20 protein-coding genes, 1 pseudogene and 1 other annotated feature are annotated in these 24,651 nt (G+C 56.3%); of the genes and pseudogenes, 9 read left to right on the forward strand and 12 right to left on the reverse strand.

Going from position 1 to position 24,651, the window contains the following annotated elements; translation table 11 throughout:
* Positions 1–103: 103 nt before the first annotated feature.
* Positions 104–1,780: a YbaL family putative K(+) efflux transporter gene (gene ybaL, locus URZ40_RS01690; protein WP_320719675.1), complete on the forward strand. Its 1,677-nt coding sequence runs from the start codon at positions 104–106 to the stop codon at positions 1,778–1,780.
* 101 nt (positions 1,781–1,881) lie between these two features.
* Here the strand turns inward: ybaL and URZ40_RS01695 are convergent, their stop codons facing one another.
* The 9 genes from URZ40_RS01695 to URZ40_RS01735 all read right to left on the reverse strand — a co-directional run bounded on the left by URZ40_RS01695 (position 1,882) and on the right by URZ40_RS01735 (position 11,250).
* On the reverse strand, positions 1,882–3,186 hold the full coding sequence (locus URZ40_RS01695; protein ID WP_116341548.1) for an inosine/guanosine kinase: 1,305 nt from the start codon (positions 3,184–3,186) through the stop codon (positions 1,882–1,884).
* Between the two features lie 62 nt (positions 3,187–3,248).
* Complete coding sequence (gene hemH / locus URZ40_RS01700) at positions 3,249–4,211, reverse strand: ferrochelatase (RefSeq protein WP_116341550.1); 963 nt, start codon at positions 4,209–4,211, stop codon at positions 3,249–3,251.
* Positions 4,212–4,335: 124 nt separating this feature from the next.
* On the reverse strand, positions 4,336–4,980 hold the full coding sequence (gene adk, locus URZ40_RS01705) for an adenylate kinase (RefSeq protein WP_006809841.1): 645 nt from the start codon (positions 4,978–4,980) through the stop codon (positions 4,336–4,338).
* Positions 4,981–5,175: 195 nt separating this feature from the next.
* Complete coding sequence (gene htpG / locus URZ40_RS01710; protein WP_116341552.1) at positions 5,176–7,050, reverse strand: molecular chaperone HtpG; 1,875 nt, start codon at positions 7,048–7,050, stop codon at positions 5,176–5,178.
* Between the two features lie 110 nt (positions 7,051–7,160).
* Positions 7,161–7,766, reverse strand: a complete 606-nt coding sequence (gene recR, locus URZ40_RS01715; protein WP_006809843.1) for a recombination mediator RecR — start codon at positions 7,764–7,766, stop codon at positions 7,161–7,163.
* Positions 7,766–8,098, reverse strand: a complete 333-nt coding sequence (locus URZ40_RS01720; protein ID WP_003858972.1) for a YbaB/EbfC family nucleoid-associated protein — start codon at positions 8,096–8,098, stop codon at positions 7,766–7,768. The genes recR and URZ40_RS01720 overlap by 1 nt, the downstream gene beginning before the upstream one ends.
* Before the next feature lie 54 nt (positions 8,099–8,152).
* Positions 8,153–10,081 carry a DNA polymerase III subunit gamma/tau gene (gene dnaX / locus URZ40_RS01725; RefSeq protein ID WP_320719676.1) on the reverse strand — a complete coding sequence of 643 codons (1,929 nt, stop codon included), beginning with the start codon at positions 10,079–10,081 and terminating at the stop codon, positions 8,153–8,155.
* Positions 8,759–8,823, reverse strand: a sequence feature (DnaX frameshifting element). It overlaps the preceding gene by 65 nt.
* A gap of 88 nt (positions 10,082–10,169) precedes the next feature.
* Positions 10,170–10,721: an adenine phosphoribosyltransferase gene (apt, locus tag URZ40_RS01730; protein ID WP_012016353.1), complete on the reverse strand. Its 552-nt coding sequence runs from the start codon at positions 10,719–10,721 to the stop codon at positions 10,170–10,172.
* Between the two features lie 151 nt (positions 10,722–10,872).
* Positions 10,873–11,250 carry a DUF454 family protein gene (locus URZ40_RS01735; protein WP_116341556.1) on the reverse strand — a complete coding sequence of 126 codons (378 nt, stop codon included), beginning with the start codon at positions 11,248–11,250 and terminating at the stop codon, positions 10,873–10,875.
* Positions 11,251–11,300: 50 nt separating this feature from the next.
* On the opposite strand from URZ40_RS01735, the gene priC reads away from it, so the two are divergent.
* Together priC and rsmS are read left to right on the forward strand one after the other, a co-directional pair.
* On the forward strand, positions 11,301–11,828 hold the full coding sequence (gene priC / locus URZ40_RS01740) for a primosomal replication protein N'' (RefSeq protein WP_320719677.1): 528 nt from the start codon (positions 11,301–11,303) through the stop codon (positions 11,826–11,828).
* Between the two features lie 14 nt (positions 11,829–11,842).
* Positions 11,843–12,019: a pleiotropic regulatory protein RsmS gene (gene rsmS / locus URZ40_RS01745; protein ID WP_320719678.1), complete on the forward strand. Its 177-nt coding sequence runs from the start codon at positions 11,843–11,845 to the stop codon at positions 12,017–12,019.
* 51 nt (positions 12,020–12,070) lie between these two features.
* Here the strand turns inward: rsmS and mscK are convergent, their stop codons facing one another.
* Both mscK and acrR read right to left on the reverse strand, forming a co-directional pair.
* Positions 12,071–15,439, reverse strand: coding sequence for a mechanosensitive channel MscK (gene mscK / locus URZ40_RS01750; RefSeq protein WP_166710290.1), 3,369 nt, complete (start codon positions 15,437–15,439; stop codon positions 12,071–12,073).
* Positions 15,440–15,551: 112 nt separating this feature from the next.
* A complete protein-coding gene (gene acrR, locus URZ40_RS01755; protein ID WP_116341564.1) occupies positions 15,552–16,205 on the reverse strand; it encodes a multidrug efflux transporter transcriptional repressor AcrR in 654 nt (217 codons plus the stop codon).
* Positions 16,206–16,345: 140 nt separating this feature from the next.
* On the opposite strand from acrR, the gene acrA reads away from it, so the two are divergent.
* From acrA to URZ40_RS01785, 6 genes are all read left to right on the forward strand, one after another.
* On the forward strand, positions 16,346–17,539 hold the full coding sequence (gene acrA / locus URZ40_RS01760; RefSeq protein ID WP_061099016.1) for a multidrug efflux RND transporter periplasmic adaptor subunit AcrA: 1,194 nt from the start codon (positions 16,346–16,348) through the stop codon (positions 17,537–17,539).
* 22 nt (positions 17,540–17,561) lie between these two features.
* Entirely contained in the window at positions 17,562–20,708 is a 3,147-nt protein-coding gene (gene acrB, locus URZ40_RS01765) for a multidrug efflux RND transporter permease subunit AcrB (protein ID WP_061099017.1), read from the forward strand.
* Between the two features lie 510 nt (positions 20,709–21,218).
* A complete protein-coding gene (tomB, locus tag URZ40_RS01770; RefSeq protein ID WP_008499288.1) occupies positions 21,219–21,593 on the forward strand; it encodes an Hha toxicity modulator TomB in 375 nt (124 codons plus the stop codon).
* 27 nt (positions 21,594–21,620) lie between these two features.
* Entirely contained in the window at positions 21,621–21,839 is a 219-nt protein-coding gene (locus URZ40_RS01775) for an HHA domain-containing protein (RefSeq protein WP_008499287.1), read from the forward strand.
* 209 nt (positions 21,840–22,048) lie between these two features.
* Complete coding sequence (gene maa, locus URZ40_RS01780; RefSeq protein WP_163330441.1) at positions 22,049–22,600, forward strand: maltose O-acetyltransferase; 552 nt, start codon at positions 22,049–22,051, stop codon at positions 22,598–22,600.
* Between the two features lie 118 nt (positions 22,601–22,718).
* Positions 22,719–23,186 (forward strand): YlaC family protein, encoded by a 468-nt coding sequence (locus tag URZ40_RS01785; RefSeq protein ID WP_116341568.1) that lies wholly within the window; start codon positions 22,719–22,721, stop codon positions 23,184–23,186.
* Here the strand turns inward: URZ40_RS01785 and URZ40_RS01790 are convergent.
* A pseudogene (locus URZ40_RS01790) lies at positions 23,158–24,618 on the reverse strand (PLP-dependent aminotransferase family protein). The gene URZ40_RS01785 and the pseudogene URZ40_RS01790 sit on opposite strands and share 29 nt — an antisense overlap.
* Positions 24,619–24,651: the final 33 nt, after the last annotated feature.

The following is a 24,651-nucleotide window of genomic DNA, read 5'->3' on the forward strand; positions in this document are numbered from 1 at the left end:
CTTCAACAATTATTCATAAACATAAGGGTAAAAATTGTCATAAACTATTACTCGGTTTTTTGGTTTTCGCCAAAAAGGAACACCCACAACGAAAGGAGACGGAATGCACCACGCCACACCGCTTATTACCACCATTGTTGGTGGACTTGTGCTCGCTTTTATCCTTGGCATGATTGCCAATAAGCTGCGTATTTCTCCTCTTGTCGGCTATTTGTTAGCGGGTGTACTGGCGGGACCTTTCACGCCAGGCTTCGTGGCGGATACCAAACTGGCGCCTGAGCTGGCGGAACTGGGCGTGATCCTGCTGATGTTTGGCGTCGGTCTGCACTTCTCCCTGAAGGATTTGATGGCGGTAAAGTCGATTGCCATACCAGGAGCGATCGCCCAGATAGGGGTGGCGACGCTGCTGGGGATGGCGCTTTCCGCAGTGCTTGGCTGGTCGCTGATGACCGGCATCGTATTTGGGCTGTGCCTCTCAACCGCCAGTACCGTGGTGCTGCTGCGCGCGCTTGAAGAGAGGCAACTGATAGACAGCCAGCGCGGGCAGATCGCGATCGGCTGGCTGATTGTGGAAGATCTGGTGATGGTGCTGACGCTGGTCCTGCTGCCCGCCGTCGCCGGAATGATGGAAAAAGAGAACATCGGCTTCGCCTCGCTGGCGCTGGACATGAGCATCACCATCGGCAAGGTGGTGGCGTTTATCGCCATCATGATGCTGGTGGGCCGGCGTCTGGTGCCGTGGATCATGTCCCGCAGCGCGGCGACCGGCTCCCGCGAGCTGTTTACCCTCTCCGTGCTGGCGCTGGCGCTGGGCATTGCCTTTGGCGCTGTCGAGCTGTTTGATGTCTCCTTTGCCCTGGGCGCGTTCTTCGCCGGGATGGTACTGAACGAGTCCGAGCTGAGCCACCGCGCGGCGCACGATACCCTGCCGCTGCGCGACGCCTTCGCCGTGTTGTTCTTTGTCTCCGTCGGCATGCTGTTTGATCCGATGGTTCTGATTCACCAGCCGCTGGCCGTGCTGGGCACGCTGGCGATCATCATCTTTGGTAAGTCGCTCGCCGCCTTCTTCCTGGTGCGGATGTTCGGCCACTCCCCGCGGACGGCTTTGACCATCGCCGCCAGCCTGGCGCAGATTGGTGAGTTCGCCTTTATCCTCGCCGGTCTGGGTATGGCCCTTAACCTGCTGCCGCAGGCCGGGCAAAATCTGGTGCTGGCGGGAGCGATTCTGTCGATTATGCTGAACCCGGTACTGTTTGCCCTGCTGGAAAAATACCTCGATAAAACCGAAACGCTGGAAGAACAAACGCTTGAAGAGGCCATCGAGGAAGAGAAGCAGATCCCGGTAGATATCTGTAACCATGCCCTGCTGGTGGGCTTTGGCCGCGTTGGCAGCCTGCTCGGGGAGAAGCTGATGGCGCAAGGGATCCCGCTGGTGGTGATAGAAACGTCGCGCACCCGCGTCGACGAACTGCGCGAGCGCGGTATTCGCGCGGTGCTGGGCAATGCGGCGAACGAAGAGATCATGGAGCTGGCGCATCTGGACTGTGCCCGCTGGCTATTGCTGACGATTCCGAACGGCTATGAAGCGGGCGAGATTGTGGCCTCCGCACGCGAAAAGAGCCCAACAATTGAGATTATCGCCCGTGCACACTATGACGACGAGGTGGAGTACATTACCGAGCGCGGTGCAAATCAGGTGGTGATGGGCGAGCGCGAAATTGCGAATACGATGCTGACGTTGCTGGCGAAACCGCCGACTGAAGAGGCTGTTACGGGGTAATTTGTGCGGCCCCCCCTCACCCCGGCCCTCTCCCCAAAGGGGCGAGGGTGTTCAAGTTCCCGCTCCCCTTTGGGGAGAGGGTCAGGGTGAGGGGCCTTCTTTTACCTGTCCCAATAAGCCTCTTCAAGGCTGTCTTCCCGTTCCGGCAGCCCACGCGTTAAGCGCGGTGAATGCTGGTTCAGCACCTGATAGCTCACGCGGTTGGCATATTTACACACCTGCGCCAGCGACGAATAGGTCAGCCAGCTGAACTTGTGCTTGCTGGAATTCGGCACGTTGGTTTTGTGGTAGGCGTTAGCGGTAATGTCGTGCAGCAGCGCGGCCAGCGCGCCGTCACCCGCACCATTGGTGTTCATGATCTTCTCCGGCCCGCCCATGTACGGCGCGATGTGGGAGTAGATACGCAGAGGGTTCACGCAATCTTTATGGCGCATGCCGCGGCTGAACTCGTACTGGTTGAACTCGGCAATCGCGCCCGGCAGCAGCGGGTGCTGGGTTTTGCGTTTGCTCTCTTCCTCAGTGAAGCCCGCCATATACAGCCCGACAGGGCCGGCGGTGCAGAGCACCAGGTCCACCCAGTCCAGCGCTTTATCAGACGCCAATAGCGGATCGCTTTCACCGGTCAGCGCTTCGGCCTCTTCTTCGTTCATCGCCAGAATCGAGACGTGCTCTTTCAGAAACGCCTGCCACCACTCCGGGTTATCGGCAATCACGAATTTCGTGCCCAGGGTTAACACCACCGGCACATCGTACTTTTTGGCGTACTCAATCGCCTTCATGGTCGCTTCCGGCATCGGCTCGCCCGGCTTACAGCGCACCAGGTAGGAGGTCAGAACCAGCGCAGAGGCGCCCGCGATCACCTCTTCGGGAATGCTTTCCGCGCGCAGTTTGTTCATATGACCCGGGCTGATGGCAAAGGTACGTTCGCCGGACTCACCGATCAGCGTAAAGCAACGGCCAATCGGCCCGTCAACGCCCTGGAGATAGTTCAGATCGGTACGGCTGGAGGTGTTGCACAGGTAACGGTAGGCGTAGCCTCCGATTTCGATATTGCTGCACATCACGCCGAGCAGCACCGAGCGGTCGTCTGCCAGCACAGAGTAGTTGTGCATGGTGTTGCCGATGGTGCCGCCGGCAAACTGATGGGTAATCAGATTTTCGCGCACCAGTTCCTGGTACAGCGCTTCGGCGACGTCGTCCTCAATGACCAGCGAGTGACCGGCGCTCAGACCGTAACGGGCGACAAACGCATCATCGACTTTCGCTTCAATGTCCACCAGCGTCTGATCGATACCGACGACCCACGCCGCGCTGGTTTCATTTTCTGGCTGGATTTGCTGCAGGAGCGGATCGCGGGCATCAACGGGGAAGTAATGTTTAGATTTGCGTTTACCGGGAAATTTCATGGTCTGAACTGTACGAAGAATATGGGCCGGGAATGGTAGCACAAACCCGGCCCGGAGTGCGATCAGCGGCTGTTCGTCACCAGCGAGACCATCATGTCGATATGTTCAGGCGAGTCGTTAAGCGCCGGAATGTACTCATACTTTTCGCCGCCGGCCTCAAGGAAAAACTCCCGGTTTTGCACCGCGATCTCCTCCAGCGTTTCCAGACAGTCTGCCGAAAAGCCCGGCGACATCACCTGAATGTGCTTCACGCCCTTCTCGCCGAGCATTTTAAGGGTTTCATCGGTGTACGGCGTCAGCCACGGCTCGCGGCCAAAGCGCGACTGGAAGGTCATCATCACCTTCTCCGGCGGCAGGCCGAGGGCGGAGACCAGCTCGCGCGTGGTATCGCGGCAGCGCTGCGGGTAATCATCCCCTTCATTAGCGAAACGCTGCGGGATCCCGTGGTAGGAAAGCAGCAGCAGATCCGGCTCGCCGTGTTTTTCAAACGACGCACGGGCGCTGTTGGCAAGCGCTTTAATATAAAGCTCGTTATCAGCGTAATCGCGAATAAAGGTCACGCCAGGAATGCGGCGGCGGGTTGCCAGAATGCGGGCCAGCTCGTCCCAGACGGCGGCCACCGTCGAGCAGGAGTACTGCGGGTAGAGCGCCAGCACGACGATATGGTCCACCCCCTGCGCCAGCAGCGAGTCCACCGCGCTTTTCAGGGACGGTTTGCCGTAGCTCATACCGAGCGCGACGGGCATCTCCGGCAGGCGGGCGGCCAGCGCTTTTTCCTGACGACGGCTGTACACCATCAGCGGCGAGCCCTCTTCCATCCAGACGGACTGATAGAGTTTGGCAACGCGCGGAGAGCGAATCGGCAGAATGACGCCACGCAGCAGCGGCCACCACAGCAGTCTCGGAAAATCCACGACGCGCGTGTCGCTTAAAAATTGTCGCAGATAGCGTTTTACCGCGTCTGGAGTGGGTGCTTCTGGAGTGCCCAGATTGGCAAGCAGGATGCCGGTTTTCGCCTGACTCATTCACGCCTCTTAACCATTTGATAGGTTGTCAATTGTAGCGGAAATGCGTTTAAACGAAACCCATTGCTGTAATAGGTGAGATGAGAATATTTCTCACCCGGGAGCCCGGGTGAGAGGCGCGCGATTAGCCGAGGATTTTTTCCAGCTCTGCACGAACGTCAGCCACGGCTTTGGTACCGTCAACTTTCGCGTATTTGGTGTTACCCGCCTGCGCTTCTTTAGTGTAGTAGCCGATCAGCGGCGCGGTCATCTGATGGTATTCCACCAGGCGTTTACGCACGGTCTCTTCCTGATCGTCTTTACGGGTGGTCAGCTCTTCGCCGGTCACGTCGTCTTTGCCTTCAACCTTAGGCGGGTTGAATTTGATGTGGTAAACGCGGCCAGAAGCAGCGTGTACGCGACGGCCAACGATACGGTCAACGATCAGCTCGTCCGGTACGTCGAACTCCAGAACGTAGTCCACGTTGATGCCCGCTTCTTTCATGGCGTCAGCCTGAGGAATGGTGCGTGGGAAGCCGTCCAGCAGGAAACCGTTACGGCAGTCTTCCTGAGCAATGCGCTCTTTGACCAGAGCAATAACCAGCTCGTCGGTTACCAGCTTGCCCGCGTCCATGATGTCTTTCGCTTGTTTACCCAGCTCGGAGCCAGATTTAACAGCGGCGCGCAGCATGTCACCGGTGGAGATTTGCGGAATACCGTATTTCTCCATGATGAACTGAGCCTGAGTTCCTTTACCCGCGCCCGGAGCGCCAAGCAGAATAATACGCATTGCGAAAATCCCCTCAAAAGTCGTTTCAATTTTTCAAAAGCGCTAAACAATACCACCAGAATGGGCATCGCTCAAGGAAGGCGGGAAGGCTGAAACGGTTAATGGGGGGAGATTATTTGGGTTAGTGCAGTTGATTCCCCTCACCCTAACCCTCTCCCCTATGGGGAGAGGGCAGGGTGAGGGGGAGGTGTTTAATTACGCCAGCAGCAGCGCATTCACACGTTTAATGAACAGGTTAGGATCTTCCAGCGTGCCGCGCTCGGCCAGCAGGGACTGATCCAGCAGCAGTTCAACCCACTCGGCAAAGCGGGCGTCGTCCTGGGTATCCGCGGCGCGTTTCACCAGCGGATGATCCGGATTAAGCTCAAAGATATATTTCACTTCCGGCACCGCCTGGCCCGCCGCGGCGAACAGCTTCGCCATCTGGGTGCTCATTTCGTCGGCATCGGTGGTGACAATCGCCGGGGTGTCGGTCAGACGATGCGTGAAGCGCACCTCTTTCACGCGGTCGCCCAGCAGGGTTTTCACGCGCTCAACGAACGGCTCCAGCGCCTTCTCGGCTTCTTTCGCGCTTTCGTCCACTTCATCAGCCAGCTTGTCGATGGATTCGTCCGCTTTAGCGACAGACTGGAACGCCTTCCCGTCGAACTCGGTCAGGTAGTTCATCATCCACTCGTCGATGCGGTCAGAAAGCAGCAGCACTTCGATGCCTTTCTTACGCAGCAGCTCCAGGTGCGGGCTGCTCTTCGCCGCCGCGTAGCTGTCGGCGGTGATGTAGTAAATCTTCTCCTGCCCTTCTTTCATACGGGAGATGTACTCTTCCAGCGACACGGTCTGCGCGGAGGAGTCGGTGTGCGTAGAGGCAAAGCGCAGCAGTTTGGCGATGGTTTCAACGTTCGCCATGTCTTCAGCCGGGCCTTCTTTCAGCACCAGGCCGAACTGTTTCCAGAAGGTCTGGTATTTTTCGGCATCGTCTTTCGCCAGTTTTTCCAGCATCTGCAGCGCACGTTTGGTCAGGGCGTTGCGCAGGTTACGGGTGACGGTGCTGTCCTGCAGAATTTCACGCGAAACGTTCAGCGGCAGATCGTTGGAATCTATCAGACCGCGTACAAAGCGCAGGTAGTTCGGCATGAACTGCTCGGCGTCGTCCATAATGAACACGCGCTGCACGTACAGCTTCAGGCCGTGCTTGTGATCGCGGTTCCACATGTCCCACGGCGCCTGCGCCGGGATGTACAGCAGGCTGGTGTACTCCTGCTTACCTTCCACACGGTTGTGGCTCCAGGTCAGCGGGTCGGTAAAGTCGTGGGCGATGTGCTTGTAGAACTCGTTGTATTCGTCGTCTTTAATTTCCGACTTGTTGCGCGTCCACAGCGCCTGAGCCTTGTTGATCTTCTCCCAGGAGACCACGGTTTCACCGTCTTTCTCTTCCTGTTTTTCAATCTCCACCGGCAGGGCGATGTGATCGGAATACTTGCTGATGATGGAGCGCACGCGCCAGTCGTTCAGGAAATCGTCTTCGCCTTCGCGCAGGTGCAGGGTGATTTCAGTCCCGCGATCCGCTTTGGTGATGTCATCAACGGTGTACTCGCCTTCCCCTTTGGATTCCCACAGCACGCCGTTCTCGGCGCTGTCGCCCGCCGCACGGGTGCGCACGGTAACTTTGTCGGCCACAATGAACGCCGAGTAGAAACCGACGCCGAACTGGCCGATCAGCTGGCTGTCTTTCGCCTGGTCAGAGCCCATGGACTCGAGGAACGCTTTGGTGCCGGATTTGGCGATGGTTCCGAGGTGGTCGATCACCTCGTCGCGGTTCATCCCGATGCCGTTATCGGCGATGGTCAGGGTGCGGTTCTCTTTGTTGAAAGAGACGCGCACGCGCAGCTCGCCGTCGCCTTCGTACAGATCCGGGTTGGACAGCGCGCGGAAGCGCAGCTTGTCCGCCGCATCGGAGGCGTTGGAAATCAGCTCACGCAGGAAAATTTCTTTGTTGGAATACAGGGAATGGATCATCAGGTGCAGAAGCTGTTTTACTTCTGACTGGAAACCACGGGTTTCTTGTCCTTTCATCTAAGTCGACCTCAACAATGCCATTTAATGGGGTTTTAAAACGTTGAGGGAGAGATGGGGATAAGGGGAGAAATTTTCAAGCGGAGGCCGCGCGCGCAGCCTCCGTTTGGTCAGAAAATAATCTTGTGGCGTCCGGCCAGCGAGTGCGACAGCGTGGTGCCATCGACCATCTCCAGCTCGCCGCCCACCGGCACGCCGTGGGCGATGCGGCTGGCATCAACGCCGTACTGCGCGCACAGCTCGGCGATGTAGTTGGCGGTTGCCTCCCCTTCCACCGTTGGGTTGGTGGCGAGGATCACCTCTTTGATCGTTTCGGACTCAAGGCGCTGTTCAAGGCGGTCAAGGCCGATATCATCCGGGCCAATGCCGTCGAGCGGGGAGAGATGCCCCATCAGCACGAAGTAGCGGCCCGAAAACTGCCCGGTTTGTTCAATGGCGTAGATGTCCGCCGGACTCTCCACCACGCAAATCTGACCGTTTTCCTGACGACGCGGGTTCGTACAGATGTTACACACGTCCTGCTCGGTAAAGGTGCGGCAATCCGCACAGTGACCAATTTCTGACATGGCGCGGGTCAAAGCCTGCGCCAGGCGCATCCCGCCGCTGCGGTCGCGCTGCAATAGCGTAAACGCCATGCGCTGCGCCGACTTCGGGCCAACGCCCGGCAGGCAGCGCAGCGCTTCCATTAACTGCGTGAGCAGCGGACTGGTTTGCATCAGAATGGCATCTTGAAGCCAGGCGGCAACTGCATACCGCTGGAAACAGAGGCCATTTTCTCTTTCTGGGTTTCGTCGATACGGCGAGCGGCATCGTTAAACGCGGCTGCAACCAGATCTTCCAGCATCTCTTTGTCGTCTTCGAGCAGGCTCGGGTCGATTTCCACGCGACGGCAGTTGTGCGCACCGTTGATGGTCACCTTGACCAGACCGGCACCGGATTCACCCGTGACTTCCAGCTGAGCGATCTCTTCCTGCATCTTCTGCATTTTTTCCTGCATCTGCTGAGCCTGCTTCATCAGGCCACCCAGACCGCCTTTTCCACCAAACATAGGCTTCTCTCTTCTTTCACGTTTAAGGATTACAACCGTAAGTCAGACTCACGATCAAATGGGGCGAATACTCTCTTCATCCAGATCGGCGTCGAAGAACCGGCGCAGGGTCTGAATGTTGTTATCCGCAATTATCGCCTCGCGCGCCTGCGCGAGCTTCTCTTCATAAATGGCCTGGCGCCACTCGAGCGGCGTTTTCACTGCCGGATTATCATCTTCAATGATAGTCAATTCAACTGGTGAGCCCTGTAAAGCAGCAAGCGCCTCGGCCAGCGCCTTTTGCGCGCCAGGGGAGTTGAGGTGCCGCTGGCCCGGACGCAGGTGCAGACGCACCTGATTGCCGTCCTGCTCTTTCCAGGCGTTCAGCGCGACCTGCTCCACCAGCTTCGGCAGCTGGAGTTTGCTGACCTCGGCGGCCCAGGCGTCCCGCGCGATAGACTCTTCGGCAAGCTTCGCGGAAAGCTCCGGCGTTTTCTCATGCTCCAGCGCCTTTTTCAGCGCTTTTGGCGTGGCGACCTCTTCCTTCACCGTTTCAGTAATGGTGGTTGCCTTCCAGCGGTAAGCCTCTTCTTTCACCGGGGCTTTCTGCTCGAGCGCGGCCGGTGCCGGACGCGACTGTACGCGCTCCGTTACCGAGGCCAGTCGTTCAAGCGCGGCGTTGTTGACCGGCCGCGCTCTTCCTGGCGCTGCCGGTTCACTCTTTTTTGGTTTGGTTACTCCCTGCGCACGCTGTAGCTGGCTGCGTGCGGCAAGCACCGAACTGGTGGCATCCGACAGCGGCACGTTTTGCTGCGGCGGCGGTGTCGGCTGCGGTGGCACCTGCTGCGGCGACATCACCGCCGTAGGGGCGACCGGGGCGAAAGACTGCCGCGGCACTTCAGGCTCCGGCAACGGCATGCGCGGGTGGAACGCCAGCGCGCGCAGCAGCGTCATTTCAACGCCCATACGTGGATCAGGCGCGTACGGCAGCTCTTTGCGGCCAATCAGCAGCGTCTGGTAATACAGCTGTACGTCGGCAGGCGGCACGGTGCGGGCAAGTTCACGCATCCGCTGTTCAATGGCGGCCATGTCCGCACCGATGGCGGACGGTGAAAGCTGCAGCATCGCCACGCGGTGCAGCAGGCTGAGCATCTCGACCAGCAGCGCTTCCCATTCAATCCCCCGCCCCGCGGCGGCGTTGACCAGCGACATCACGCGCTCACCGTTGGCGGCAATCATCGCTTCGATAAGCGACAGCGCCTGATCGTCATCCAGCGTGCCGAGCATGGTGCTGACCGCCTCGGTGGAGAGCTTACCGTCACCGCTGGCAATGGCCTGGTCGGTCAGGCTCAGCGCATCACGCAAGCTGCCGTCCGCCGCGCGGGCCAGCAGCTGCAGGGCGCGCGGTTCGTGGACAATATTCTCTTCATCAAGAATGTGCTCAAGCTGCGCGCGGATCTGCTCAACGTCCAGCGCCTTCAGATGGAACTGCAGGCAGCGCGACAGGATCGTGACCGGCAGCTTTTGCGGATCGGTGGTCGCCAGCAGGAATTTAACGTGCGCGGGCGGCTCTTCCAGCGTTTTCAGCAGGGCGTTAAAACTGTGGCGCGACAGCATGTGCACTTCATCGATCAGGTAGACCTTGAAGCGGCCACGCGCCGGGGCGTACTGCACGTTGTCGAGCAGATCGCGGGTATCTTCCACTTTGGTGCGCGAGGCGGCGTCAATCTCGATCAGATCGACAAAACGCCCCTGCTCGATCTCCCGGCAGTTATCGCACACGCCGCAAGGGGTGGCGGTGATCCCGGTTTCGCAGTTGAGACCTTTCGCCAGCAAACGGGCAATAGAGGTCTTACCGACGCCGCGGGTGCCGGAAAAAAGATAGGCGTGATGGATGCGACCTAGCGACAAGCCGTTCGCCAGGGCCGTCAGCACATGTTCCTGACCGACAACGTCAGCAAAGGTTTGTGGTCGCCATTTACGGGCTAACACCTGATAACTCATGGGCAGGCTCTGCAACGCTGGAAGGTGAATTTATGGAGGGGAATGCTACCACAACCTCACCCATTGAGCGAGGTTGTGAAAACCGGGATTAGTGACCCGGGAAAGGCACCAGGCTGTAGCTGGTAATGCCCTGTTTTTCCAGGCGCTGTTCACCGCCGAGATCGAACAGGTTGATGATGAATGCCGCGTCGGTCACTTCTCCACCCAGACGGCGGATCAACTTCACGGTGGCTTCAATGGTGCCGCCGGTTGCCAGCAGATCGTCCACCACCAGCACTTTGTCGCCTGGCTTGATGGCATCAACGTGGATTTCCAGCTGATCGGTGCCGTACTCCAGCTCGTAGCTCTCCGCGATGGTTTCACGCGGCAGCTTGCGCGGCTTACGCACCGGCACAAAACCCACGCCCATCTCCAGCGCAACCGGTGCGCCAAACAGGAAGCCACGGGCTTCGGTACCTACTACTTTGGTGATCCCGGCGTTTTTATAACGCTCGACCAGCAGTTCAATGCTGAGGGCGTACGCTTTCGGGTCTTCCAGCAAGCTGGTGACATCACGGAAAAGAATGCCAGGCTTTGGATAGTCCTGGATGCTTTTGATGCTGTTTTTCAGATATTCAAGCTGCTGTGCAGTTGCGGTCATCGGTTTGTGCCTAAATGAAACAGTGTTACTCACGGCGCGCAACGAGTCGGCAAAGGTAACAATTGTTTAACCTTTAACCAGGCGCGCCTGTGCTCGAAAACGGTCGAATTTACTGGCTGTACGCAATAATTGCAACAGCCATTATGAGGCTTCAGTGCTTTTGTTGCTTTTCATCAACCACGGGGATCCGCCACATGAAGATCAGCAGGCAGGTCAGAATGAACAGCAGCAGGATCCGCACCCACATCATTTTCACCAGCCAGAGTGAGATTGCGAAGGTGATGAGGATCACCGCGATCGCGCGAGGCTTGGCGCCGGGCGGCATGGCCCGGTGTTTTTGCCAGTGGCGCAGGTAACCGCCAAACCACGAGCGGTAGAGCAGCCAGTGGTGAAAACGCGGCGACGACCGGGCGAAGCACCAGGCCGCCAGCAGGATGAACGGCGTGGTAGGCAGCAAGGGCAAAACCACGCCCAGCGTGCCCAGCACTACCGCGAGCCAGCCAATGATGATTAAAATAGTACGCTGCATAATGCGAATCGTTATCAAACTGAACGGCTACTTTACCACTGGAGAGCGCCTTGAAAACAGCCTTGCTTCTTGAGACGCTGCAAAATCAGCTAACAACACTGCGGACTCAGGCCACGCCGCTGATGGGCCACGCCACGGTGAAGCCGCGCTTTGACCGTCAGCTGTTCCGCACCCGCAGTACCTTAATTCAGGATTATCTTGCGGAGGCGCAGACCAACCTTGACGAGCTTCGTCACGCGGTTGAGAGTGAACAGCTGGAGCAGGCTCAGTGGCTCGCAGAGCATCTCACTGAGCAGATCACTGCCATCCATCGTGAAATCGCCGCCTGGCCGCTGCGCGCCTGGGACAGTGCCTCGCCTGGGCTCGGAAAATGGCAGCGCAAGCGGCTGGAGAACCAGGAGTTCGAGCGTCGCCTGTTTGAGATGAAGCGCGAGCGCGAAACGCGCCTGAACAACAGCGAAACGCTGGAAGAGCAGCAGCTATTGATGCGCGAGATTAGCGCACTGGAAGGACGCATCGTTCGCTGCCGTCAGGCGCTGGATGAAATTGAGCGCGTGATTGAACGCCTGACCCGTTAACAGGAGCCACATCTATGTCACTGGAAAATGCACCCGATGAGGTCAAGCTGGCCGTCGATTTAATTATGCTGCTGGAGAATCATGAGATGCCGGCGGAGACGGTGCTGAAGGCACTGGAGATTGTGCGGCGGGATTTTGAAGGAAAGGTGAAGGCCGGTTGCCCTCACCCTCATCCTAACCCTCTCCCTTGAGGGAGAGGGGACCGTTAGGTGCGGTTTGAAAGATCTGCATTGATTCGCTTTTTACCCTCTCCCCTCCGGGGAGAGGGCTGGGTGAGGGTCATCTCCCTTAATCTCGCGCTTCACTTCCGTGTGCTCATCGCCTTTCTCATTATGCAGGTGAACCTCAAGCTGGTTGAAGGCGATGTTAATGTTGTTTTCACGGCACAGGCGGTCGATCGCGCGGTTCAATTCGTCCACGGTGTAGCTGCGATCGCGCAGTTCACGCACGTATAAACGCAGTTCGTGATCCAGCGTGCTTGGCCCGAAGGTGGTGAAGAACACGTCTGGCGCTGGATCGTGCATGACCTTTGGATGCGATTTAGCGGCTTTTAGCAATACCTCTTTCACTTTATCCAGATCGGAACCGTAGGCCACGCCGAGGCGAATCACCACGCGCGTGGTGGTATCCGAGAGCGACCAGTTGATCAGACGCTCGGTCACGAACGCTTTGTTCGGGATAATCACCTCTTTACGATCGAAGTCGGTGATGGTGGTGGCACGAATACGGATCTTGCTGACCGTACCGGAGAAGGTACCGATGGTAACGGTATCGCCAATTCGTACAGGGCGCTCGAACAGGATGATCAGGCCGGAGACGAAGTTACCGAAGATCTCCTGCAGGCCGAAACCAAGACCGACCGAGAGAGCGGCCGCCAGCCACTGCAGTTTATCCCACGAGACGCCCAGCGAGCCGAATACCGTCATCGCGCCGACAATAATGATGACGTAATTCAGGATGGTGGTGATGGCGTATGACGCCCCCTGGCGCAGGTTCAGCCGTGACAGAACCAGCACTTCCAGCAGACCCGGCAGGTTGCGAATTAGCGCCCAGGCCACCACCGAAGACACCAGCGCAAACAGCAGGCTGCCCATGGTGACGCTTTTCATCACCGCCGCGCCGGCTTCGGTACCGTTGTATTGCCAGAGGGTAATACTGTCGAGATAGGCGAAGACGGTAATTAAATCAGACCAGATCGCCCAGAACATCACGGCAAACAGGGCGATCATCACCAGCATGGTGATACGCAGCGTCTGCTGGTTAACCTGCTCCAGCGCGATGGTCGGCTCTTCCTGCGGCTCCGCGCCTTCGGCCCCCTCTTTCACCTGATGCTGACGACGCGCTATCGCACGGCGGTAAGCAATGCGGCGGGCCGCAACGCTTAAGCCGCGCAGCACGGTCTGATAGAGCAGGTTCCAGACGATCACCAGATAGACCGTCTCGATCCAGCGCCCGGACAGACGCAGCGTGGTGTAGAAGTAGCCCGTTGCCGTTAGCACCATCAGCGCCAGCGGAATGATCGCCAGCACCGTCACGGTGGCCAGACGAAGATTGTGGGACTCTTTATCGCGCCAGCTGTCGCGGCACATCGGCCACATCAGGATGGCAATCAGCAGCAGGTTCAGCAGAATGACCAGCTGACCCAGCACATCATCCATCAGATGCAGCGGGGAAAGCTCAGAAATAACCGACCAGAAGTGCAGCGGCAGGAGCGCCAGGCTGACGCGCACAATTTGACGGCGCCAGTGGCTGGTTAGCTGAGCAGGCATGTTGAAGTGACGCACCGCCACGCCGTCTTTTTCCAGCACCTTCCAGCACACGCCAAATACCAGCCAGAACAGCGCCAGTTTTTTACTGAACGCCCAGAGCAGATCGCTGACGTTAAGCTGCATCGTGAGCAGAATCAGCCCCACGGCCAGAATGATCAGGCACACCGGCAGCGCGCGAATGAGATCGATCAGAATCGCTTTTGGCGTATGGAGCTGGCTGTCGTTGCGCAGTTGCCCCACTTCCGACGCCAGCTTCGCCTGGTACTGTTTCAGCCATTTCAAACGCCAGCGGATAAGACCGGCGATCAGCAGCAGCGGTAAACCGGCCAGGAAAGCAATCATTACCGCAGGCCAGGCTTTTTCCCAGTTCACGGTGATTTTCATGCTCTTAATCTGCGTTTTCAGCGTTTCCGGGAAGGACTTAATCCAGTCCCAGTCCATCGGCTTGTTGCTGTTCACCCAGAAAATCTGCTGCGTCAAAATCTCCTGCAGGCTTTTTGACACGCTGACCAGCTGCTGCTGGTTGATCTGCAGGTTAATCGCCATCATCAGCTGGTTGCCCAGCTGTTTGTTGAGCTGGTCCAGCAGTTCGCGGCGCATATCCACCACCTGGAGCAGCGCGTCATGCACCTCAGGGTTCACGTCGCTGGAATGGCCCTCTTCAATTTTGGCGACGAAGGTATCGCTCTGGAAAAGGGCATCGCGCTGCTGGTTGACGTCAAACTGTTCCAGACGTAAATCCGCAATGCGGTTGGTCATGTCCTCCAGCTCGTCGGCGGACGGCAGCGTCTGCTGCTGCTGGTAGAGAATACGCGACAGCAGGAGACTGCCCTTCAGGACCGCAATCTGCTCTTTAATATTGCGTTCCGCCTGTAGCGCGCGATCCAGCCAGTTTTTCACCTTGATATTTTGCTGAACCAGCGAGTTGCCGTTTTCCGTCGCCAGTATCAGGCGCTGGCTGAGCTGATGGTTAGCCTCAAGCTCCTGTTTCACCAGCGGGTTGGCCTGAATGCGGGCAGTTTCGTCCGGCGATACGGCCTCCTGGGCGGTTTTTTCCGTCAGGGTCAGGCGTTTGCTGTTTACCGCTTCCTGCAACAGCTGAAGCTGGTGTTCAAGGCGATTAATATTCGCCGTCACGTAATCACGCTGTTTCTGAAGCGTGTCCTGCAGCACCGTGTTCCCTTCCAGGCTTTTACGCTGCTGTTCGATTTGCGCATTGAGCAACGACTGCTGAACCAGCAGCAGAGTTTGCTGCGTCGGGCGCAGCGTGCCTTCGCCCACCGTCGTGCCGTTCAGTCGGTTGCGGATCTGCTGCAGCTGCTGAGACGCGGTGTACATCGCATTTTGCACGCGCTCGGGCTGGGTTTGCAGGGAGACAAGCTGGCTGTTGTAGGTCGCGAGGTCGGACTGTGCGGTTTGCAGGTCGTCGAGCAGCTGCGCGACGCGCGATTCCAGCTGACGTAAAGAGAGCGTGGAGAGCGTCTTGCGCGTTTCGTCGTCGTTATCGACGTCACTCAGCGCGCTCAGCGCTTCCGTGGCCTTACGCATGTTCTCCGGTGCCTGCGCCACCTTCTGACGAAGTTGGGTGGTTTCTGCTTTAACGCGCTCAATCTTATCAATATTTTCCAGCGTTTCCGTTAGATCCTGCTGGGTGAGTTTCTCCTGAGGAGAGAGCTCTTTTTGTTTATTCAGAGTGTCGAGCTGCGACTGAATTTCACTGCGCGAGGGAATATCAGTGCTGTTATCTGCGCGAGCCCAGGTCAGCGGCGCAGTGGAGAAGAAAAACAGCATAGCAAAGAGCAATGCAAATACAGGATGTTGCGAGCGATTGATGGGCAGCATAGTTGTGAATGATGTCAGCAGATGACCGAAAATAGTCCGGCGTGAAGAATATCACGCTCGCCGGAAGCAGAATAGCGCGAACATTCCCCTCTAAGATAAATCCTGGAATGACTCAGGCAGATAACGAAGGCGCGTCGCCGCGCAGCGTGGGGCAGAGCTGTAGCATTTCCAGTAAAATCGCCACGTAGCTGCGGGCTTCCTCTTTGAGGTCAAAGGACTGCGGCGCAAACAGCCAGTTTTCCATGAGCCCTGAAATGTAGCTGCGCATCAGGACAGCCGCCCGGCGGGTCAGCAGACTGGCTGGTAACAGTTTTGCCTGCATACACAGATTCAGGTTCTGTTCAATCCGGTCATAGCTCTCCAGGCTGAGGCTGCGCTGCGCCTGTTGCACCACCGCCATTTCGCCCACGAACTCGCATTTATGAAAAATAATTTCCATCATTAATCTGCGACGCTCTTCAACTACCGTTGCTTCAAGGATATATACTAATATTTCTCTCAATACTGAGAGTGGATCGTCAGGGAATTTTGCCCGATACTCACTCTCGAGATCGCTAATGCTGGACTCTGAAAGCTCCCAGATTTCACTGAACAGATCTGACTTGTCTTTAAAATGCCAGTAAATCGCTCCCCGCGTCACACCAGCGGCCTGAGCAATTTGCGCCAGCGAGGTTGAAGAAACACCCTGCTGAGAGAACAAACGTATCGCCACATCCAGAATGTGTTGTCGGGTTTCCAGCGCTTGTTGTTTAGTTTTTCGTGCCATAGGTGAGTGAATTTACAGGAGTTAGATTTACATACATTTGTGAATGTATGTACCATAGCATGACGATAATATAAACGCAGCAATGGGTTTTAGACTCAGGACCCTTGATCAATTTGAAATCGGACACTCGAGGTTTACATATGAACAAAAACAGAGGGTTAACGCCTCTGGCGGTCGTTCTGATGCTCTCAGGCAGCTTAGCGCTTACAGGATGTGACGACAAACCGGCTCAACAAGGAGCTCAGCAGGCGCCAGAAGTCGGCGTTGTGACACTCAAATCTGAACCTCTGCAGATCACCACCGAATTACCAGGCCGTACTAGCGCTTACCGCATTGCGGAAGTTCGTCCTCAGGTTAGCGGCATTATCCTGAAGCGTAACTTTACCGAAGGCGGCGATGTGCAGGCCGGTGAGTCTCTGTATCAGATTGATCCCGCGACCTATCAGGCTTCTTATGAAAGCGCGAAAGGTGACCTGGCTAAAGCACAAGCCGCGGCAAAAATTGCCCAGCTGACGCTGAACCGCTACCAGAAACTGCTCGGCACGAAGTACATCAGCCAACAGGATTACGATACCGCCCTGGCTGATGCCCAGCAGGCTAACGCAGCCGTGGTAGCAGCCAAAGCGGCAGTCGAAACCGCCCGCATCAACCTGGCCTATACCAAAGTGACCTCCCCTATCAGCGGACGTATTGGTAAATCTTCCGTGACGGAAGGGGCACTGGTACAGAACGGTCAGACCACTGCACTGGCAACCGTGCAGCAGCTCGATCCGATCTATGTTGACGTGACGCAGTCCAGCAATGATTTCCTGCGCCTGAAACAGGAGCTGGCTAACGGCACCCTGAAACAGGAAAACGGCAAAGCCAAAGTGGAGCTGGTTACCAACGACGGTATCAAGTTCCCGCAGGAAGGTACTCTGGAATTCTCCGACGTGACGGTCGACCAGACCACCGGTTCCATCACCTTACGTGCGATTTTCCCGAACCCTGACAAAAATCTGCTGCCAGGTATGTTCGTTCGCGCGCGTCTGGAAGAAGGAACGAATCCAACCGCACTTCTGGTTCCACAGCAGGGTGTGACCCGTACGCCACGCGGCGATGCAAGCGCACTGGTTGTCGGGGCAGATAACAAAGTCGAAACGCGCAATATCACCGCCACTCAGGCGATTGGCGATAAATGGCTGGTGACGGAAGGTCTGAAAGATGGCGATCGCGTGATTGTTACTGGTTTGCAAAAAGTACGTCCTGGCGCGCAGGTAAAAGCACAGGAAGTGACATCTGACGATAAACAACAAGCTTCGGCCGCTGGCCAGTCAGAACAAACCAAGTCTTAACTTAAACAGGAGCCGTTAAGACATGCCTAATTTCTTTATCGATCGCCCCATATTTGCGTGGGTGATCGCCATTATCATCATGCTGGCCGGGGGACTTGCGATCCTGAAGCTGCCTGTTGCGCAATATCCAACGATTGCGCCACCGGCGGTGACGATCTCCGCAACCTACCCGGGGGCTGATGCGAAAACGGTGCAGGATACCGTAACTCAGGTTATCGAACAGAACATGAACGGTATCGATAACCTGATGTACATGTCCTCAAACAGTGACTCCACCGGTACGGTTCAGATTACCCTGACCTTTGAATCCGGTACAGATGCGGACATTGCGCAGGTTCAGGTGCAGAACAAACTGCAGCTGGCGATGCCTCTTCTGCCGCAGGAAGTGCAACAGCAGGGTGTGAGCGTCGAGAAATCGTCCAGCAGCTTCCTGATGGTTGTCGGCGTTATCAACACCAACGGCACTATGACGCAGGAGGATATTTCCGACTACGTGGGCGCCAACATGAAGGACGCCATCAGCCGTACGTCCGGTGTGGGTGACGTTCAGCTGTTCGGTTCCCAGTACGCGATGCGTATCTGGATGGATCCGAACAAACTGAACAACTTCCAGCTGACGCCGGTTGACGTGATTAACGCGATTAAAGCGCAGAACGCCCAGGTGGCAGCCGGTCAGTTAGGCGGTACGCCGCCAGTGAAAGGTCAGCAGCTTAACGCGTCCATTATCGCGCAAACCCGTCTGACCTCCGCCGATGAGTTCAGCAAAATTCTGCTGAAGGTGAACCAGGACGGTTCGCAGGTTCGTCTGCGCGACGTGGCCAAGGTTGAGCTGGGTGGTGAGAACTACGACATCATCGCGAAGTTTAACGGTAAACCGGCCTCTGGCCTGGGTATCAAACTGGCGACGGGCGCGAACGCCCTGGACACCGCGACGGCGATCCGTGCGGAACTGAAGAAGATGGAACCGTTCTTCCCGTCAGGTCTGAAAATCGTTTATCCGTATGACACTACGCCTTTCGTTAAAATTTCGATTCACGAAGTGGTTAAAACGCTGGTAGAAGCGATCATCCTGGTGTTCCTGGTGATGTATCTGTTCCTGCAAAACTTCCGCGCGACGCTGATCCCAACCATCGCCGTGCCGGTCGTTCTGCTGGGGACCTTTGCCATCCTTGCAGCCTTTGGGTTCTCGATAAACACCCTGACGATGTTCGGGATGGTGCTCGCCATCGGCCTGCTGGTGGATGACGCCATCGTGGTAGTAGAGAACGTCGAGCGCGTGATGGCGGAAGAAGGTTTGCCGCCGAAGGAAGCCACCCGTAAATCTATGGGCCAGATCCAGGGCGCGCTGGTGGGTATCGCGATGGTGCTGTCCGCGGTATTTATTCCGATGGCCTTCTTCGGGGGCTCTACGGGTGCGATTTACCGCCAGTTCTCCATTACCATCGTTTCCGCGATGGCGCTGTCGGTACTGGTGGCGTTGATCCTGACGCCAGCGCTGTGTGCCACCATGCTGAAGCCAGTTCAGAAAGGCGGTCACGGCGAGCATAAAGGGTTCTTCGGCTGGTTTAACCGCATGTTTGATAAGAGCACGCACCACTACACCGACAGCGTGGGCAATATCCTGCGCAGCACCGGTCGTTATCTGTTGCTCTATATCATCATCGTTGTGGGGATGGCTTTCCTGTTCGTTCGTCTGCCAAGCTCGTTCCTGCCAGATGAAGACCAGGGCGTGTTCCTGACGATGGCGCAGCTTCCGGCAGGGGCGTCGCAAGAGCGTACCCAGAAAGTGCTGGATGAAGTGACGGACTACTACCTCACCAAAGAGAAAGCGAACGTTGAATCCGTGTTTGCGGTTAACGGCTTTGGCTTTGCGGGTCGTGGTCAGAACACCGGTATCGCCTTCGTTTCTCTGAAAGACTGGGCGGATCGTCCGGGCGATGAGAATAAAGTTGAAGCGATCACGGGCCGTGCCATGGGCACCTTCTCGCAGATTAAAGATGCGATGGTCTTCGCCTTTAACCTGCCAGCGATTGTTGAACTGGGTACGGCAACCGGTTTCGACTTCCAGCTGATCGACCAGGGCGGTCTGGGTCACGAGAAACTGACGCAGGCGCGTAACCAGCTGTTCGGCGAAGTGGCTAAACACCCTGACCTGCTGGTTGGCGTACGTCCAAACGGCCTGGAAGATACGCCGCAGTACAAGATCGATATCGATCAGGAGAAAGCGCAGGCGCTGGGCGTGTCCATCAGCGACATCAATACCACGCTGGGTGCGGCCTGGGGCGGTAGCTACGTCAACGACTTCATCGACCGCGGTCGCGTGAAGAAAGTGTACGTGATGTCAGAAGCGCAGTACCGTATGCTGCCGAACGATATTAACAACTGGTACGTTCGCGGCAGCAATGGCCAGATGGTGCCGTTCTCAGCCTTCTCGACGTCGCGCTGGGAATACGGTTCACCGCGTCTGGAACGTTACAACGGTCTGCCGTCGATGGAAATCCTGGGTCAGGCCGCGCCGGGCCGAAGCACCGGTGAAGCCATGAACCTGATGGAAGAGCTGGCAAGCAAACTGCCTGCGGGTATCGGCTATGACTGGACCGGTATGTCCTATCAGGAACGTCTGTCCGGTAACCAGGCCCCTGCCCTGTACGCCATTTCACTGATTGTGGTCTTCCTGTGTCTGGCGGCACTGTACGAGAGCTGGTCAATTCCGTTCTCCGTTATGCTGGTGGTTCCACTCGGGGTTATCGGTGCGCTGCTTGCCGCAACGTTCCGCGGATTGACCAACGACGTATACTTCCAGGTAGGCCTGCTGACAACCATTGGCTTGTCGGCGAAGAATGCGATACTTATCGTTGAATTCGCCAAAGATCTGATGGAGAAAGAAGGCAAAGGGCTTATCGAGGCGACGCTTGAAGCGGTGCGTATGCGTCTGCGTCCAATCCTGATGACCTCTCTGGCGTTCATCCTCGGCGTAATGCCGCTGGTTATCAGCTCCGGTGCGGGCTCCGGTGCGCAGAACGCGGTAGGTACAGGTGTAATGGGCGGTATGATCACCGCGACCGTACTGGCTATCTTCTTCGTCCCGGTGTTCTTCGTGGTGGTTCGCCGCCGCTTCAGCCGTAAGAATGAAGATGTTGAGCATAGTCATTCGGTAGAACCTCACTGATACCGGTTTCATATAATAAAAAGGCCGCATTTGCGGCCTTTTTCATTTTCAGAATAAATCATAAAATAAGCTTATTGAGGTCCTATTTATTTTCTGCCATCTTAATCAGGCATATCATAATTAACTGATAACTTAATCGGTGAATTCAGAATTTTTCTAAATCTATTTCCCCGCTTAAGTTGTTAGGAATATTCCTAATTAAAAGTTCAGACAAACAAAACGCCAGTTCTGAACTTTTCTTCTGACCGTACGCTAAGCCGATGAAACGTAAGGAAGCGAAAAAAACAATCGTTAATCAGGATAAAAACGTCCGGTTCCGGATGAACATTTGCGTAGACGCTCGCAGCCTGCGGTTTTATTTGTAATTTTTCGTAATAGCGCGGTGAAATCCAGGAAGGAGTGGCTTATAGTTAGGTTATCAGGAACACAGCACTCATGTAGCTAAGTCAGTTGTATCCATCCCGACAATGATGTTCGGTGAGTAAGAAATCACTCAGAAGGGGATGCGCTATGGACGAGTACTCGCCAAAAAGGCATGATATCGCGCAGTTGAAATTTCTCTGCGAATCCTTGTACCATGACTGCCTTGCCAATCTTGATGAAAGCAACCATGGCTGGGTAAACGACCCAACGTCTGCCATCAATTTACAGTTGAATGAGCTGATAGAGCATATTGCTACCTTCGCACTTAATTATAAAATTAAGTACAATGAAGATAATAAGCTCATTGAGCAAATTGATGAATACCTGGACGACACCTTTATGTTGTTCAGCAGCTACGGCATTAACGCCCAGGATTTGCAAAAATGGCGTAAATCGGGAAACCGGCTATTCCGCTGTTTCGTCAACGTGAGCAGAGCTAACCCGGTTAGTCTTTCCTGTTAAAATTATTACAATTACTAAGGTGAATTTATGTCTGATAAACCACTCACAAAGATCGATTATTTGATGCGCTTACGACGTTGCCAGTCAATTGACACCCTTGAACGCGTCATTGAAAAGAATAAATACGAGCTTTCTGATAATGAACTGGCGGTATTTTATTCAGCCGCTGACCATCGCCTTGCAGAGCTGACGATGAATAAGCTGTATGACAAAATCCCCACTTCTGTGTGGAAATTTGTTCGTTAATCTTTGAAGTGTGTCTGTAGAGGTTCTACGCCACGTTATAAGCTGTATTCACCTGTCCCGTTATGCTCCCTGCGCGAAAGCCAGGTCTCCGTGTTAAACGCGCTCATCAGCAACAATGTTGTGACTCTGGTCACATCGGCTTTCCGGGAACGTTCCCCTGATTGCCAGTTGCGATTACCCTTCAGGAATAACATCCAGAGAGGTTTCCGATGAGCATAGAAAAACAGAAGATGATTTCAGGTGAACATTACCGCCCCGGTGATGAGACGCTACGAGCCGACCGGCTGCGGGCACGCCATCTGATTCACCGCTATAACCACACCGCGCCTGACGAAAAAACAGAACGCCAGAACATTCTGGCGGAACTGCTGGGACAAAGCGAAGGGGCGTATATTGAGCCGAGCTTCCGCTGTGACTATGGATATAACATTTATCTCGGCAAAGACTTTTACGCTAACTTCGATTGCGTGATGCTTGATGTCTGCCCTGTTCGTATTGGCGATAACTGCATGCTCGCGCCAGGCGTACATATTTATACGGCAACCCATCCGCTGGATGCAGAAGAACGTAACAGCGGCGTGGAGTTCGGTAAGCCCGTCACTATTGGCAATAATGTCTGGATTGGTGGACGTGCGGTCATTAACCCTGGCGTCACCATTGGCGATAATGTGGTGGTGGCTTCCGGTGCCGTCGTGACGAAAGACGTCCCGGCTAACGTCGTCGTGGGCGGCAACCCGGCAAAAATCATCAAAACGCTGTAACGCTCCGGGGGAGCCAACTGTTATGGTCTTTTAGCACCAGACTGTTACTTTTTTCAGCCTGATGGCTCCCCTAAAATTGGCAGACACCCTGTATTGTCAACTCTCATAAAGGCCAAAAATGACCGAGATACAGCGCCTGCTTACCGCCACCATCGACGATCTTAACCACCGCGAAAAGCGCGACAATCGCCCGCGCTTTAGCATTAGCTTTATCCGCAAACATCCCGGGCTGTTTGTTGCCATGTATGCCGCCTGGCTGGCGACGCTGATTGTAATGCTGAAGTCCGAAACGCTGGTGGACTCCGTCTGGCTGCTGGTGGTGCTGTTTGTCGTCTTTAACGCCTTTTTCTTTTTCGACGTGAATCCCCGCTACCGTTACGAAGATATTGACGTGCTCGATTTCCGGGTCTGCTACAACGGCGAATGGTACAACACGCGTTTCGTGCCCAGGGAGCTAATCGAAAACATCATGCACTCTCCGGCTGTCGACACTGTGCAAAAAGAGAAGCTGCAGAAAATGGTCGCCACCAAAGGCCAGCTCTCGTTTTATGATGTCTTTACCCTTTCCCGACCTGCTGCTGCGTAATTAACGCCTGCAGGCGTCGGATCCCCGGTGCAAACTGCGAAGCAGAGGTGTTGCCGTAACCTAAAACCAGGCCGGTTTGCCCCTGCTTCCTCTCCAGGTAGTACCCGCTCAGTGCCGCGGGTGCCAGCTGAAACGGCCTCGCCTTCTCTACCAGCCTCTGGTCATCAATACCGTCTATCGACAGCGTCAGGTGCATACCGCCTTCACCGGCCAGAATACGGTGCGGAGTATGAAGCTCTGCGCCGAGCACCTCCCGCAGCTGGCGGTAACGCTTACGATAAAGGCGACGCATGGCGGCCAGATGACGGGCATAGTGTCCCTCCTCAATAAACAGCGCCAGGGTGCGCTGTTCTGCACGATGCCCGCCGCGCAGCAGCGAGCCGATGGCCGGGCGCGCCGCTTTCGCCAGCGCTGGCGGCAACACCATAAACCCCATTCTGAGAGACGGAAACAGCGTTTTGCTGAAGGTTCCCAGATACACAACGGGCGCGTTGTTGACCATTCCCAGCATCGCCGGTACCGGCTCACCGACATAACGGAACTCGCTGTCGTAATCGTCCTCAATGATCCACGCCTTGTGCTGGCGGGCCAGCTCCAGCAGGGCAAGCCGCCGCCGCGCGCTGAGCACGCTCCCGTAAGGAAACTGGTGCGATGGCGAGGTAAAAATCAGCGTGGGTGAAGGCGCATGCAGCCCTTCCCAGCGCATCCCCTCGTCATCCACCGGTATACCGGTCATCGCCAGGCCCGTTTTAACAAAGGCGCTTTTAGCCCCGCTATAGCCAGGGTTTTCCACCCAGGCGACATCCCCCGGCTCGCTTAACAGCATCGTGCACAAATTAACGCCCTCAAGCGCCCCTTCTGTTATCACAATCTGGCTGGCGTCACAGTCAATGCCGCGAGAGAGAGCAAGGTGGCGGGCAATGGCTGCCCGCAGCGACGGCTCCCCGGCCGGGTCGCCATAGCCCAGCAGAGCGCTCCCCTCCTCCCGCAGGACGCGATCGTACAATCGTCGCCACAGCGGCAAGGGGAAATAGTTGATGGCGGGCGTTCCCGGCGTAAACGCCATTACCGGGGTGTCGCGCGGTACAGGCTCAGGCAGCTGAGCGACACGTTTTGCAAGCCGGACGTCAGGATCCGGCAGCACCCGCCGGCTGGCACGATGGGCGAATTGCGCCACCCGCGTCCCCTGACGGTTACGCAGCAAATAGCCTTCAAGCGTGAGCTGGTCCAGCGCCGCATTGACGGTGTTCCGGGAAACGCAGAGCTGCTACGCCAACGTTCGCGAGCCGGACAGCTGGCTCCCGGAGCGAAGTCTTCCGCCCAGTATGGCCTCCCGCAAAGCGAGATAGAGCGCGCGCTGGAGCGTCTCTTCCCCACGCGTTTTCAGCGCAGCGTGAAGCAAAGTATAAAGTTCATCGCCCGGTATGTTCATTTCATCTCCTTGTGGTACCACTAAAACATAGTC

It is taken from the genome of Enterobacter sp. 296B2, from assembly GCF_034106185.1.
Lineage (GTDB): Bacteria > Pseudomonadota > Gammaproteobacteria > Enterobacterales > Enterobacteriaceae > Enterobacter > Enterobacter cloacae_N.